Below are 12,401 nucleotides of genomic sequence, written 5' to 3'. Positions count from 1 at the left end.
ATCGCAAACTTGTTTTATTGGTGTTATAGGAATACCTATATTACAAGTTTGTTTCTATTTATTAAATAGTTATCTTAAAATGTCAACAGGCCCTAGATAAACTCCCCATCAGCTTGCTGCAGGATTGTTTATCTGCCTCTTATCAAAATTCAGAAACGATAAAGCGATCTGAGCAAAAAGGGAGGAGCATGCTTACTTCTTGATGCTCATTTCGTTGAGGACTTTTTTTACGCCAGCAATTTTTCCTGTGAGTTCGATCGCCCGGTCCATTTGCGCTTGGTTTTCTACAAATCCACTGAGTTGGACTTCCCCATCTCGTGTTACTACACTGATATCGGAACTCTCGATAATCGAATCGCTGAAGAACGAGGCTTTTACTTTAGTCGTAATGACGCCGTCATTGATCTTGTCACCTACGCTGGTATCTTTAGTCTCTATGTCCATTTTGTTATCGACTTGTTTGACACCTTCCACCTTCTGGGTAATCATGACGGCACGATCAATTTGGCTCTGGCTGTGCACAAAACCGCTCAGCTGAACTTCGCCTTTACGTGTTTCGACTTTGATATCCAAACTTTCCAGACCGGTGTCTTTAAGCAGTGCAGATTTTACTTTTGTAGTGATGACACTGTCATTGATTTGTGTTCCAACCGTAGTGTCAGGCTTAGCCTGATATCCTTGGTTTTTGTCCTCTCCATACGCTGCATGAGACAAGCTGCCGGCAAGCGTGATAGTCAGAACAATGAATTTATTTTTGATATTCATGATTTTTTCTCCAGAATTGAATAAATTACTCATAGCCCCGGGCTGACAGATCAGCATGATGTTAGGAGCAAAGTGATTATTGGTTAGGATGATGGTACTTACAGTGTGTGGTAATGAATGCTTGGGAGCGGTCATCTGCCAAGATATACAACTCGACATCGGAGGAATCGTTTGTAAATTTCCCCCTGAAAACGAAGCAGAAATGTACTATCGATACTTTATGTAATTGTGCCGCGCACACTAAAAAAACGATCTTGATGTTTGCGCGGCTGGTATTGCTAAACTTTCTTGACGGTTTCTTTTAAATCACCAATACCTTGCTGTATTTTGCCTTCGACCTGTTTTTCCAGCCCTTTGGCTTGCTGCTCTTTGCTACCAACCAGTTTACCAGCTTCTTCCTGAATTTTTCCGGCGATGTCTTTTGCTCCGCCCTTTACTTGATCTTTATTCATGGTGAACTCCTCATATCAGTTGAAACATCTAAAAACGAACCGGCATCGGTTCGCGTGCTACGAGTCACATTACTAATCTACCTGTGATGCGTTTTATTCTACTGAGGAAGTGATTGTGCTTCTGTGCGCTCGGTAACATAGTGCTCAAAATAATTTTTGCCTGTGACGAAGTTGCCTACTATTAACATTAAATGGTTAGGCCAGAGCGATTCAGTATATGTATCTCGGTATCAGGTCCAGAATGAAGAATCAAGACCAATATCAGGTTTTCTAATTTAGTTTTAAAAGATGATGCAAAATGAAACCTATTGTCGATCTAACCTACGGTACTGAATCGCTTCAGCAATATGCTGATTATTGATTTTCTTGGCACCCGATAAATCCGCAATCGTTCGCGCTACTTTCAGAATGCGATGATACGCCCGGGCGGACAGGTCTAAACGACTAATTGCCTGTTTCAACAGATTTTCGCTAGCGGTGTCCAAAGCGCAATATTGGTCGATTTCTTTGACGCTCAAGCGGCTGTTGGTTTTTCCTTGCCGATCAAGTTGTCGTTGGTGTGATTCTGTTACACGTGCTCTGATCACGCTGCTTTTTTCACCGGTTATGCGTTGACGCATCAATTCTTCCTGCGGTACTGCGGGAACTTCAATTTGCATATCGATACGGTCCAGCAATGGACCAGAAATCCTTCCGCGGTAGCGGGCAACTTGGTCGGGAGTGCAATGACATTTACCGGAGGGATGGCCTAAATAGCCACAGGGACATGGATTTATTGCCGCAATCAGTTGGAATTGTGCTGGAAATTCGGCTTGGCGTGCTGCACGGGAAATGGTGATTTTTCCAGATTCCAGCGGCTCGCGCAGTACCTCAAGTACTTTGCGGTCAAACTCTGCCAATTCATCCAAAAATAATACGCCGTGCATCGCTAGTGAAATTTCGCCTGGGCGAGGGTGGCTGCCGCCGCCCACTAGTGCCACGCCGGATGCGGTGTGGTGCGGGGAACGGAAAGGGCGGCGTTTCCAATTGTTGGTATTGAAACTGCCGTAACTGAGCGATTGTATGGCTGCAGATTCCAGTGCCTCCGCTTCGGTCATGGGTGGAAGAATGCTGGGAAAGCGTGCGGCCAGCATGGATTTTCCGGTGCCAGGCGGGCCGATCATCAGAAGGCTATGACCACCGGAAGCGGCTATTTCCAGTGCACGTTTTGCATGGGTTTGGCCTTTGATTTCATCAAAATCAGGGTAAGCTGAATCGCCTGTTTCAATATTATTTTCTATTTGATTTTTGTAAATCTGTAAGGGCTCGCGTCCACTCAGATGCGCGCAGATCTGTAACAGTGATCTGGCTGCATAAATGGTGGCGTTTTTTACCAGTGCAGCTTCCGCGGCATTTTGCTGGGGTAACACAAAACTTCGGCCGGATTGGGATGCATGATATGTCATCGCCAGTGCGCCATGGATCGGGCGCAATTCCCCGGTTAAAGCGAGCTCGCCAGCCCATTCATATTGATCCAATTTGTCTTTTGGAATTTGTCCGGTAGCTGCCAGAATTCCCAGTGCGATGGGTAAATCAAAACGCCCGCTTTCTTTGGGCAGATCGGCAGGCGCCAGATTGATGGTGATGCGCTGTGCGGGAATTTTGAATTGTGCATTTTGCAATGCGGCCCTGACGCGGTCTTTGCTTTCTTTAACTTCCGTATCAGGGAGTCCGACAATAGTGAAGCTGGGTAAGCCGTTGGCGATATGCGTTTCCACCGTCACCAACGGCGCTTGTATCCCTGAAAGTGCGCGGCTATACAGGACAGCAAGTGACATTTGAGAATTAGTAATCCTGGGTGTGCTGGAACGAACAGGAATTAACTTAAAGATAACAAAAGATAAGTTAAATAAACTTACTTTTCATGCATATCTTCATTATCCTGCTTTGCTTCTGCCGCATGAGAGGACGCATGATGATCGCCTGATAGGCGGGTAGATTTCTTCAACAATGTTTCCAATTCGGAAACTTTACCTTCGAGGACCATTAATTTTTCTCGGGTGCGTTGTAAAACTTCCTGTTGTACATCAAACTCATCACGTGTGACTAAATCAAGCCGTGTAAAAGCACCTGCTAACAGCATCCGGACATTTTTCTCGATGTCTTTGGCCGGACTGTTGTGCAGTACTTCGCTGACTTTGGCATTGATTTCGTCGATTACGTTTTTATTAAGCATCGTTGTTCTCCTTGTTGACTGATCCAGCACCTGATCAGCTGATGATAGTGACGTGATAAAATCTCGGAATGTGATAAAGCTTTACAAGATCTGATTATCCACTGTTATTGAGAAGGGTTCCAGTATTAAGAAGCAAGGGTTATTTTGCCATGCTACTCCCTCTGATCAATGATGCATTGGAGAATTGTCTTTTTGATTAACGGTTAATTGTCCGGATACATAAATGGAACGTATACAATTACTTGAAAATTGGCTGAAGGAGCAATTTCCGGATAAGCCGTTTACTTTGCAACCTGCCTCTACTGATGCCAGTTTCAGGCGATATTTCCGTGTTTCCTTTAAGGATCAAACGCTGATTGCTATGGACGCACCGCCGCAACAGGAGGATTGCACGCCATTCTTACAAGTGGCGGAGATTCTGGCTGCGACCGGCGTGCACGTGCCAAAAATAGTGGCGCAAAATCTGGGTCAGGGTTTTTTATTACTGTCTGATTTGGGTAATACGACTTTCTTGCAAGCACTCAATAATCAAATGGATAGCGCTGATCAGCTTTATGCCGATGCGATTGATGCGCTGATTAAGTTGCAGTTGTCGCAACAGATGGAAGGTTTACCCGGTTACGATGAGGCATTATTGCTGAAAGAACTCAACTTGTTTCCGGATTGGTATGTCGCGAAACATTTGCGGGTAGCTATAACGGAAAAACAGCAGGTCGTTCTGCAGTCAATTTTTACGCGAATTATACAAAACAATATTGCACAACCCAGAGTATTGGTACACCGCGATTTTCATTCGCGTAATCTGATGGTGACATCTCCCAATCCAGGTATTATCGATTTTCAGGATGCCGTGGTTGGCCCGATTACCTATGATTTGGTATCGTTATTTAAGGATGCCTATATCCGGTGGGATGAGGAGCGAATTCTGGATTGGATGATTCGTTATTGGGAAAAAGCCCGCAAAGCCGGATTACCTGTGTCCACTGATTTTGCGGAATTTTACCGAGATTTTGAATGGATGGGCGTGCAGCGGCATATTAAGATTTTGGGGGTTTTTTCCCGCCTGTATTACCGCGATGGTAAAGAGAATTATCTAAATGATATGCCACTGGTGATGGAATATTTGCGTAAAACTTGTAAGCGTTATCGGGAACTTCATCTGTTGCTTAACTTGTTGGATGAGCTGAACCCGGCTGAATCAGACCAGAAAATTGGCTACACCTTCTAATAGTTTTTTCTATAAAGCCATGATTCTCGCGGCAGGACGCGGAGAGCGCATGCGTCCGCTCACCGATTCGTTGCCGAAGCCTTTGTTAAAGGCGGGGGGGCACGCATTAATCGAATATCAGTTAAAAAATCTGGCACGTGCAGGTTTTATCGATATCGTGATCAACCATGCGTATCTTGGTGAAATGATCGAAAATGCTTTGGGTAATGGTGAACACTATGGTGTTAACATTCAGTATTCGTCTGAGAAAGTTGTATTGGAAACCGCAGGCGGGATTGCTAATGCTTTGCCATTCTTGACGGGTCAATCCGGTAGCTTGCCTTTTCTGGTTGTTAATGCGGATATTTATTGTGAAATGGATTATGTATCGCTATTACCGACAATGCGTACGATGCAATCAAACGCTAACCAGCAGCTTGCGCACCTTGTGTTGATCGACAATCCACCGCATCATGCTGAAGGTGATTTTGCGTTGCAGAGCGATCAGGTGATACTGACTGGGGACAGCAGACTGACTTTTAGCGGTATCGGTATTTATCAACCACAGTTTTTTAACGAAATAAAACCAGGTTTGCCGGCAAAACTGGCGCCACTGCTGCGGCAGGCAATGCAAGCGGGGAAAGTAAGCGGGGAATATTTTTCCGGGCAATGGGTTGATGTGGGAACACCGGAGCGGCTTGAATTACTGGATCAGCAACTCAAGTCTCAATTAGAATGACCAACAACGGACGCAGTCTAAAAATTCAAAGTATCTAGCTATGACACACATTCAACCTTTTATCGCGCGCCGGCAGCTTTTGGCATCCAGAATGCATGGCGGTGTCGCTATTGTCCCAACGGCTCCGGAACGGGTACGTAATCGGGATGCACATTATTCTTACCGGTTTGATAGCTATTTTTATTATTTGACCGGTTTTCGCGAGCCTGAGTCTGTGCTGGTGATCATCGCTTCGACAGAAAAAACACCGGCAAAGCATGTTTTGTTTTGCCGCGAAAAAGACATGGAACGAGAGATATGGGATGGTTTTCGCTATGGTCCGGAAGCTGCCAAAGAGGTTTTTGGTTTTGATGAAGCGTATTCGATTGACAAACTGGATGAACTGCTCCCCAAACTGTTGGCGGATCAGCCTGCTGTTTATACCGCATTAGGGCAGGATTATAACTGGGATCAACGCATCGTCGGCTGGTTAAACCGGGTGCGAGAACAATCGCGCACAGGTATGGTTGCGCCGGGTGAAATTCATGATTGCCGTGCAGTACTGGATGAAATGCGTCTGATTAAAGGGACGGATGAATTACAAATAATGCAGCGGGCGGCAGATATCTCGACCCAGGCGCATCAGCGTGCGATGCAGACAACCCGTCCGGGAATGCGTGAGTATGAGATTGAAGCGGAATTGCTTTACACCTTCTACCGGCACGGTGCGCAAGCGCCAGCTTACACGTCCATTGTTGCCGGCGGCGCCAACGCCTGCGTGTTACATTATGTTGAGAACAATGCCGAGTTGAAATCAGGTGATTTATTACTGATTGATGCCGGTTGTGAATTGGACGGCTATGCATCGGACATTACGCGAACATTCCCGGTCAACGGAAAGTTTAGTGCTGTGCAGAAGGACGTTTATCAACTGGTTTTGGCTGCACAGGCTGCGGCAATTTCTCAAGTGAAACCGGAAAATAACTGGAACGACCCGCATAAAGCTGCATTGCATGTACTGGCGCAAGGCTTTATTGATCTGGGATTATGTCAGGGCAGCGTGAATGCTGTGCTGGAATCAGGAGATTACAAACGTTTTTATATGCACCGGACCGGGCACTGGCTGGGAATGGATGTGCATGATGCCGGTGAATACAAACAAAAGGGCGATTGGCGATTGCTGCAACCCGGCATGGTGCTGACTGTTGAACCGGGATGTTATATCCGCCCGGCGGATAATGTTCCGCAACATTTCTGGAATATCGGGATACGCATCGAAGACGATGTGATTGTCACACAAACCGGCCATGAACTTTTGACGTTTGCAGCACCCAAAACCATAGCCGAAATAGAGGAGCTGATGCAATGAACGATGAAGAAAGGAAAATAATTATCAGCCAGGTTTCTGAATACCGTCAGAATGAATCAGGAGAATTTCACCGTGTGCCGATTTCTCCGGTTAACCGCTGGATTACCATTGCAATACTCATCCCGGTTGTTGCGCTTATGGTTGTATTGGGCGTTTTCTTTTTTGCGGCTTTCCTTGCTTTACTTGCAGTGGCTGTCGTGGTGGTTGGAATACGCTTCTGGTGGCTGCGCAGAAAAATTGAGAATGCCATGCAACAACCCGATGATATAGACCGGAAAGCTAAATCGGATCAAACGATTATCATCGAAGATGCGCAAATTATTGAGGAAACGGAAGTTCATCGGACTGAACAAAAGAAACACTAAAGCCGCATGATTCATCTCTGAAATTTAAAGCAAAAATGGCATGGAGTCATTATATTACTTTATAAATTCTTGGATTGACCGTTACTAATGAGACCATTTTAAAACTCAGGATCCGTTGAAGTATTTTGATTTAATTTGTCAGCATAAGCTGGGGTGGTAGATTCCTGAATCCGCCGTTTCTTCTCTACTTTCGATATTGAGTTTTATGATAAAAAAAGTGCAAGCTGGTGACTTTCGACTGGGAATGTATATTCATGAAATTAAGGGGAATTGGTTAGAGCATCCGTTTTGGAGAAAATCATTCCTGCTGGATCAACAGAAAGACTTGGATAAGCTCCTGAGTTGTACCCTCGATCAAATATGGATTGATACCAGTAAAGGCCTCGATATTGCCATAAGCGAACAAACGCAAACTGCAAATGTTGTTAATCCTGATTCAGACGAACCAAAAACTGAAACACCACGTCCGCCTAAGAAAGTTTCGGTTGATGAGGAACTGGGCATCGCTAAAAAAATACATAAAAAGACAAAAGAAGCGGTTATGACCATGTTCAGTGATGCTCGTATGGGTAAAGCGCTTGAAATCGAAGAAGCAGTATCATTGGTTGATGAGATTAATCAATCCATGGAGCGGAACTCTAACGCGCTACTCAGTCTGATTCGGCTAAAAACTGTCAATGAGTATACTTACTTACATTCCGTTGCGGTTTGTATGCTGATGGTTGCAGTGGGAAGACAATTGGGGTTAAGTGGTGAGCAGCTTAGACAAGCTGGCGTTGCCGGGTTACTCCATGATATCGGGAAAATGGCGATTCCCAGTGAAGTACTGGATAAGCCAGGAAGATTGACGGATGAAGAGTTTACAATTATCAAAAGCCATCCACAACTCGGCTGGAAAATACTTAAGTCCTGTTATCAAGTGCATGAAACAGCTTTGGATGTTTGCTTGCATCATCATGAACGTGTGGATGGAAAAGGCTATCCGAAAAAAGTATCCGGTGATGCGCTTACTTTGTTTGCACGTATGGGGGCGGTTTGTGATGTCTATGACGCTGTTTCTTCAAGCCGCTGTTACAAGCCCGCTTGGTCGCCTGCTGAATCAATCCACAAAATGGCGACATGGGCCGGACATTTTGATGAAAAGGTTTTCCAGGCTTTTGTTAAAACAATTGGTATTTATCCGACCAGTACTTTGGTAAAGCTTAAATCCGGGCGATTGGGCGTGGTGATTGAACAATCCCAAAAGAAATTGACAGCACCCATTATTAAGATTTTCTTTTCTACGCGAGCGAATGCGCATATTCCAGTAGAAATTTTAGATTTATCAAAAGGAACAGACAGTATTGAAAATATTGAAGACTCGATTAAATGGAGTTTTGATATTAATAAGATACAAGGAATATGAGTGGTTCAACTCTCTGCGCTTTACAAGCCGTTAAAAAACTATCTGCTATAAAACACCGGTAATTCAATTTTTCTGAAAGATCAAATCCCACACGCCATGCCCGAGCTTGAGTCCTCTCTGCTCAAACTTGGTCAATGGCCGATATTCCGGTCGGGGCGCATAATTTGCTGCGGTGTTGGCGAGTTGCGGTTCCTGACTTAAAGCCTGCAGAATTTGTATGGCATAGTCTTCCCAATCGGTAGCCACATGGATATACCCACCTGTTTTTAAATGTTCACACAAGTGAGTAACCAGAGCCGATTGGATCAATCGGCGTTTGTGGTGTCTGGCTTTGGGCCAGGGATCGGGGAAAAAGATATGGATACCCTGCAGACATTCTGCGGGCAGCATGTGTTCCAGTACTTGGACGGCATCATGTTGGATGATGCGTAAATTTGTCAATTCGAGATGCTCGATTTGATTGAGCAGACTGCCGACTCCGGGCGTATGCACTTCAATTCCCAGATAATTATTTTCAGGATGCGCCTTTGCGATAGTCGCGGTGCTCTCGCCCATGCCGAATCCGATTTCCAGAATTTTTGGTGCCGGGCGGCCAAAAACTTGATCCAGATCTAGCCGGTTCTCGCTAAATGGAATACCAAACCGGGGCAGTAATGTTTCACAGGCGCGGCGTTGTGCATTGGATAAGCGCCCTTGACGAAGAACGAAGCTGCGGATGGTTTTTTGCATCGACGGATAAAATTGGCGGTGTGCGTACGGTTAATTAGGACGGTTTACCTGTTGCAGATTTTTTTGTAACGGTGTCCGAGTGGGCGATGACGCCATCCGTGGGTGAGCTGGGACTGGCACTGTAGAGTTTCTTCGCCATGCGTCCGGCCAGATACGCTTCGCGTCCGGCTTCAACGGCTTTGCGCATCGCGGATGCCATCAATACCGGATTTCTGGCTGCAGCAATGGCCGTGTTCATCAGCACGCCATCGCAACCCAGTTCCATCGCAATGGTTGCATCGGATGCCGTGCCGACACCCGCATCGACCAATACCGGGATTTTGGCATTGTCGATGATAATCTGCAGATTCCACGGATTCAAAATGCCCATGCCAGAGCCAATCAACGAAGCCAGCGGCATGACGGCAACACAACCCATTTCTTCCAGTTGTTTGGCAATAATCGGGTCATCCGAGGTGTACACCATTACCTGAAAATCCTCCTTGATCAGGATTTCCGCCGCTTTAAGCGTTTCTACCATGTTCGGATAAAGTGTTTTAGGATCACCCAGCACTTCCAGTTTGACCAGACTGTGCCCATCCAGTAATTCGCGTGCCAGGCGCAGTGTGCGCACCGCGTCCTCGACGGTATAACAGCCCGCCGTGTTGGGCAGTAAGGTATATTGCGCTGGCGGCAAAACATCCAGCAGATTAGGTTCGTTGATATTCTGCCCGATATTCGTCCGCCGGATCGCGACCGTAATGATTTCAGCGCCACTGGCTTCAACGGCTGCATGGGTTTCGTTGAAATCCTTGTATTTCCCTGTGCCGACCAGTAAGCGGGACGTGTATGTCTTGCCGGCAATCACTAAGTTATCCATGAAATTCTTTTTTTGTACCCAAGGTATATTTGTTAAATAGCGCGGGATTTAACCGCCGCCCACTGCGACAACAACTTCCAACTGATCCCCATGAACCAGAATTTGTTCCGAGAATTGGCTGCGCGGAATAATCTCGCCATTGCGTTCGATGGCGATGCGTTTGCCGTGCAATGCAAGATGGTCGATAAGCTGCGTCACGTTAATCGGCGACTCAAATTGCTGCGGTTGTCCATTAATGGTGAGTTGTATCATTGATGATAAAGCTGGGATTGATATTTCAGGTTAGCCAGATGAACAATTAAAAATCAGGATGAATTTTATCATGTGGGGAATGGACATTTGAGAAATTTATGAATATCCCTTCGAGTCGGCTCAGTGCTACCTATGGGGTCTCTGGATAACTGTCATTTCGAGCATAGCGAGAAATCTATACTGTTGATTCCCGAAGATTCCTCGCTACGTTGGGAATGACAAAGGTGGGTTACTCAGAGCTTCCCTAAGAAAAGGAAACCTGGATATGTATCAACTTCATTTTAAAATGCGCCGGATATTTTGCAAGCAACTTCCTACAAAATAACCATTTAGTCAAAATTATTTACACTCCCTACTTAATTCATCGGCTATATTCTCAATTCGAGACCTGGCCCTATGCTTCCATAGATCTCTGCGAATATGCCAATAAAGATTATTAAGTCTTGAAAAAATGATTAAAATTAGAATTTTTTTAGCAACTTTATCGTGAAAACAGAATAATCGACGTTACCTAACGAAAATTCAGAACAAAAAACAGCAAAAAACAGCAAAAAACAGTGTCAGGTCTAGAATCAAGAATATCTAATCGCAGTAAAAACCAGAGTCAGATACCGAATCGCGAGTTACCCAAAACATAAATTCCTTCACAATCACCCACTAAGTTATCACTCAACTACCACCTGCTGCACCTGCATCGGCCAAATCCCTTTCTCAATCGCTCCCCGGCCATCAAACGCAATATAACTCTGCCGCCCGTAATGCGGTAATGGGCGTATCAGTGCTTCGAGTGATGCGGCATCTTTTGCGGACACGATGGCCAGTGAAGCACCATCGGCGCGAGCCAGTATCCAGGCTTGCGCGGTGCCTTTTTTGTTGATTTCATCCGGTCTGGCGGGCAGTTGTTTAGAAAAACGGTGTCTACCATCGTATTTTGCAGGATGCCAGGCCACAGAACCATAGTTTAATATAGCAAACGGACGGGGGTGTGGCTCATGGGGTCAGCGGCTGGGATTCTGGTTCGCTAGACTTGAAATGCCGTCCCCGTCCTCCTGCGTCATCCGGTGTGTCGTTCGGGATGGTGCCGATCAGTAGATTGTGGCTCTGTATGTAGACGAGACCGACGGATGATTTATCGGTTTAGTTGTAATAGTACGGAGGCCCCATGATCATGAACAATTCTCCACAAATTTATGTCAGTGTTGATATTGGTTGTCGTCAGCATAGTGTGGCGATAGGCTTGTCCAATGGCGATGTACTGGATGAGTTTGCCATTCTCCACCGCCCGGAAGGTTTTAAACAATTCTTTGAACGTATTGAACATCATCGACAACGCCATGGTGGTGCGGTAGCGGTAGCAATGGAAGGCTACAATGGCTATGCCCGCCCTTTGGACAGGCTGGTGAAAGTACGCGGTTATGAACTCTACAACATCAACAATCTGAAGCTGGCTCGCTTTAAGGAAACTTTTCCGGCTGCGGCCAAGAATGACCGCATTGATGCTTGCAAAGGCCTGGAGCTATTCCAACTGCGGGATTACCTGCCATTGGCTAAAGACGTTCTTCAGGAAATTATGCCGACCCCACGGGAAAACGACATGCTCAAACGGCTGAGTCGCCGTCGTCGTGCTTTGGTGGATGAAAAGAGCCGCCTGCAAAGTCGTCTTCAGGGCGATCTTCACGCAGTGTGCCCCGGCCTGCTGGACATCACCAAAGATGCAGATAATCTTTGGTTCTTACGCTTTATCACCAGCGTTGACGAATTGACCAAGCTATCGCGTCTACGCGTATCTACCTTGCTAAAGATTCCCGGTGTGGGTCGCAAGTACGCCGATAGTATTGTCGCATGGCAATCGCATGCATCATTTAGTCATGAAGTGGAATGGGTCGGCGAGATGATCATTGAAGATGCCCGGCGTATCCTGGCGCTCAAAAACGACATAAAAGCATTGGAATTACGTTGCAAGATGTTAATGCAAGAATCCCAAGCTGCGCAGTTAATTGACAGTATTCCAGGGTTCGCTGTGATCTGTGCTTCAGAGTTGGCGGGCGAGATTGGCACCATTGAT

Annotated in this window: 14 protein-coding genes; 6 read left to right on the top strand and 8 right to left on the bottom strand. The window is 45.9% G+C overall.

The window, feature by feature from the left end:
- Positions 1-192: 192 nt before the first annotated feature.
- The 4 genes from ACH10T_RS08385 to ACH10T_RS08370 form a co-directional block, all read right to left on the bottom strand.
- Entirely contained in the window at positions 193-765 is a 573-nt protein-coding gene (locus ACH10T_RS08385) for a BON domain-containing protein (protein ID WP_394808849.1), read from the bottom strand.
- Between the two features lie 278 nt (positions 766-1,043).
- Complete coding sequence (locus ACH10T_RS08380) at positions 1,044-1,217, bottom strand: CsbD family protein (protein ID WP_394808848.1); 174 nt, start codon at positions 1,215-1,217, stop codon at positions 1,044-1,046.
- Positions 1,218-1,522: 305 nt separating this feature from the next.
- Entirely contained in the window at positions 1,523-3,034 is a 1,512-nt protein-coding gene (locus ACH10T_RS08375) for a YifB family Mg chelatase-like AAA ATPase (RefSeq protein WP_394808847.1), read from the bottom strand.
- Positions 3,035-3,111: 77 nt separating this feature from the next.
- Positions 3,112-3,432 (bottom strand): accessory factor UbiK family protein, encoded by a 321-nt coding sequence (locus tag ACH10T_RS08370; RefSeq protein WP_394808846.1) that lies wholly within the window; start codon positions 3,430-3,432, stop codon positions 3,112-3,114.
- 223 nt (positions 3,433-3,655) lie between these two features.
- Here ACH10T_RS08370 and ACH10T_RS08365 point away from each other — a divergent pair, with 223 nt between their 5' ends.
- The 5 genes from ACH10T_RS08365 (at position 3,656) to ACH10T_RS08345 (ending at position 8,496) form a co-directional block, all read left to right on the top strand.
- Positions 3,656-4,660: an aminoglycoside phosphotransferase family protein gene (locus ACH10T_RS08365; protein ID WP_394808845.1), complete on the top strand. Its 1,005-nt coding sequence runs from the start codon at positions 3,656-3,658 to the stop codon at positions 4,658-4,660.
- Between the two features lie 19 nt (positions 4,661-4,679).
- Complete coding sequence (gene murU, locus ACH10T_RS08360; RefSeq protein WP_394808850.1) at positions 4,680-5,378, top strand: N-acetylmuramate alpha-1-phosphate uridylyltransferase MurU; 699 nt, start codon at positions 4,680-4,682, stop codon at positions 5,376-5,378.
- 40 nt (positions 5,379-5,418) lie between these two features.
- Positions 5,419-6,726 carry a Xaa-Pro aminopeptidase gene (pepP, locus tag ACH10T_RS08355; RefSeq protein WP_394808844.1) on the top strand — a complete coding sequence of 436 codons (1,308 nt, stop codon included), beginning with the start codon at positions 5,419-5,421 and terminating at the stop codon, positions 6,724-6,726.
- Positions 6,723-7,091 (top strand): hypothetical protein, encoded by a 369-nt coding sequence (locus tag ACH10T_RS08350; RefSeq protein ID WP_394808843.1) that lies wholly within the window; start codon positions 6,723-6,725, stop codon positions 7,089-7,091. Before pepP ends, ACH10T_RS08350 begins: the two co-directional genes overlap by 4 nt.
- Before the next feature lie 205 nt (positions 7,092-7,296).
- The gene (locus ACH10T_RS08345; RefSeq protein ID WP_394808842.1) at positions 7,297-8,496 is read left to right on the top strand and encodes an HD-GYP domain-containing protein; all 1,200 of its coding nucleotides are present in this window, start codon (positions 7,297-7,299) and stop codon (positions 8,494-8,496) included.
- 63 nt (positions 8,497-8,559) lie between these two features.
- Here ACH10T_RS08345 and trmB read toward each other — a convergent pair whose 3' ends face one another.
- The 4 genes from trmB to ACH10T_RS08325 form a co-directional block, all read right to left on the bottom strand.
- Entirely contained in the window at positions 8,560-9,225 is a 666-nt protein-coding gene (gene trmB, locus ACH10T_RS08340) for a tRNA (guanosine(46)-N7)-methyltransferase TrmB (protein WP_394808841.1), read from the bottom strand.
- A gap of 34 nt (positions 9,226-9,259) precedes the next feature.
- Positions 9,260-10,084, bottom strand: a complete 825-nt coding sequence (locus ACH10T_RS08335) for a thiazole synthase (RefSeq protein WP_394808840.1) — start codon at positions 10,082-10,084, stop codon at positions 9,260-9,262.
- Between the two features lie 48 nt (positions 10,085-10,132).
- The gene (gene thiS, locus ACH10T_RS08330; protein ID WP_013965108.1) at positions 10,133-10,336 is read right to left on the bottom strand and encodes a sulfur carrier protein ThiS; all 204 of its coding nucleotides are present in this window, start codon (positions 10,334-10,336) and stop codon (positions 10,133-10,135) included.
- A gap of 665 nt (positions 10,337-11,001) precedes the next feature.
- On the bottom strand, positions 11,002-11,286 hold the full coding sequence (locus ACH10T_RS08325) for a hypothetical protein (RefSeq protein ID WP_394808839.1): 285 nt from the start codon (positions 11,284-11,286) through the stop codon (positions 11,002-11,004).
- Between the two features lie 218 nt (positions 11,287-11,504).
- Here ACH10T_RS08325 and ACH10T_RS08320 point away from each other — a divergent pair.
- Positions 11,505-12,401: transposase (locus ACH10T_RS08320; protein ID WP_394808838.1), on the top strand; the 897-nt coding region annotated here is incomplete at its 3' end.

This window comes from Nitrosomonas sp. (genome assembly GCF_043753625.1).
Taxonomy (GTDB): domain Bacteria; phylum Pseudomonadota; class Gammaproteobacteria; order Burkholderiales; family Nitrosomonadaceae; genus Nitrosomonas.
Note: the sequence above shows the minus strand (reverse complement) of the source record. Positions and strands in the feature narration are given on the sequence as shown.

Excerpts from the sequence above, each read along its gene's own strand:
- ACH10T_RS08385 (WP_394808849.1), bottom strand. The coding sequence starts at position 765 with ATGAATATCAAAAATAAATTCATTGTTCTGACTATCACGCTTGCCGGC.
- ACH10T_RS08380 (WP_394808848.1), bottom strand. The coding sequence starts at position 1,217 with ATGAATAAAGATCAAGTAAAGGGCGGAGCAAAAGACATCGCCGGAAAA.
- ACH10T_RS08375 (WP_394808847.1), bottom strand. The coding sequence starts at position 3,034 with ATGTCACTTGCTGTCCTGTATAGCCGCGCACTTTCAGGGATACAAGCG.
- ACH10T_RS08370 (WP_394808846.1), bottom strand. The coding sequence starts at position 3,432 with ATGCTTAATAAAAACGTAATCGACGAAATCAATGCCAAAGTCAGCGAA.
- ACH10T_RS08365 (WP_394808845.1), top strand. The coding sequence starts at position 3,656 with ATGGAACGTATACAATTACTTGAAAATTGGCTGAAGGAGCAATTTCCG.
- murU (WP_394808850.1), top strand. The coding sequence starts at position 4,680 with ATGATTCTCGCGGCAGGACGCGGAGAGCGCATGCGTCCGCTCACCGAT.
- pepP (WP_394808844.1), top strand. The coding sequence starts at position 5,419 with ATGACACACATTCAACCTTTTATCGCGCGCCGGCAGCTTTTGGCATCC.
- ACH10T_RS08350 (WP_394808843.1), top strand. The coding sequence starts at position 6,723 with ATGAACGATGAAGAAAGGAAAATAATTATCAGCCAGGTTTCTGAATAC.
- ACH10T_RS08345 (WP_394808842.1), top strand. The coding sequence starts at position 7,297 with ATGATAAAAAAAGTGCAAGCTGGTGACTTTCGACTGGGAATGTATATT.
- trmB (WP_394808841.1), bottom strand. The coding sequence starts at position 9,225 with ATGCAAAAAACCATCCGCAGCTTCGTTCTTCGTCAAGGGCGCTTATCC.
- ACH10T_RS08335 (WP_394808840.1), bottom strand. The coding sequence starts at position 10,084 with ATGGATAACTTAGTGATTGCCGGCAAGACATACACGTCCCGCTTACTG.
- thiS (WP_013965108.1), bottom strand. The coding sequence starts at position 10,336 with ATGATACAACTCACCATTAATGGACAACCGCAGCAATTTGAGTCGCCG.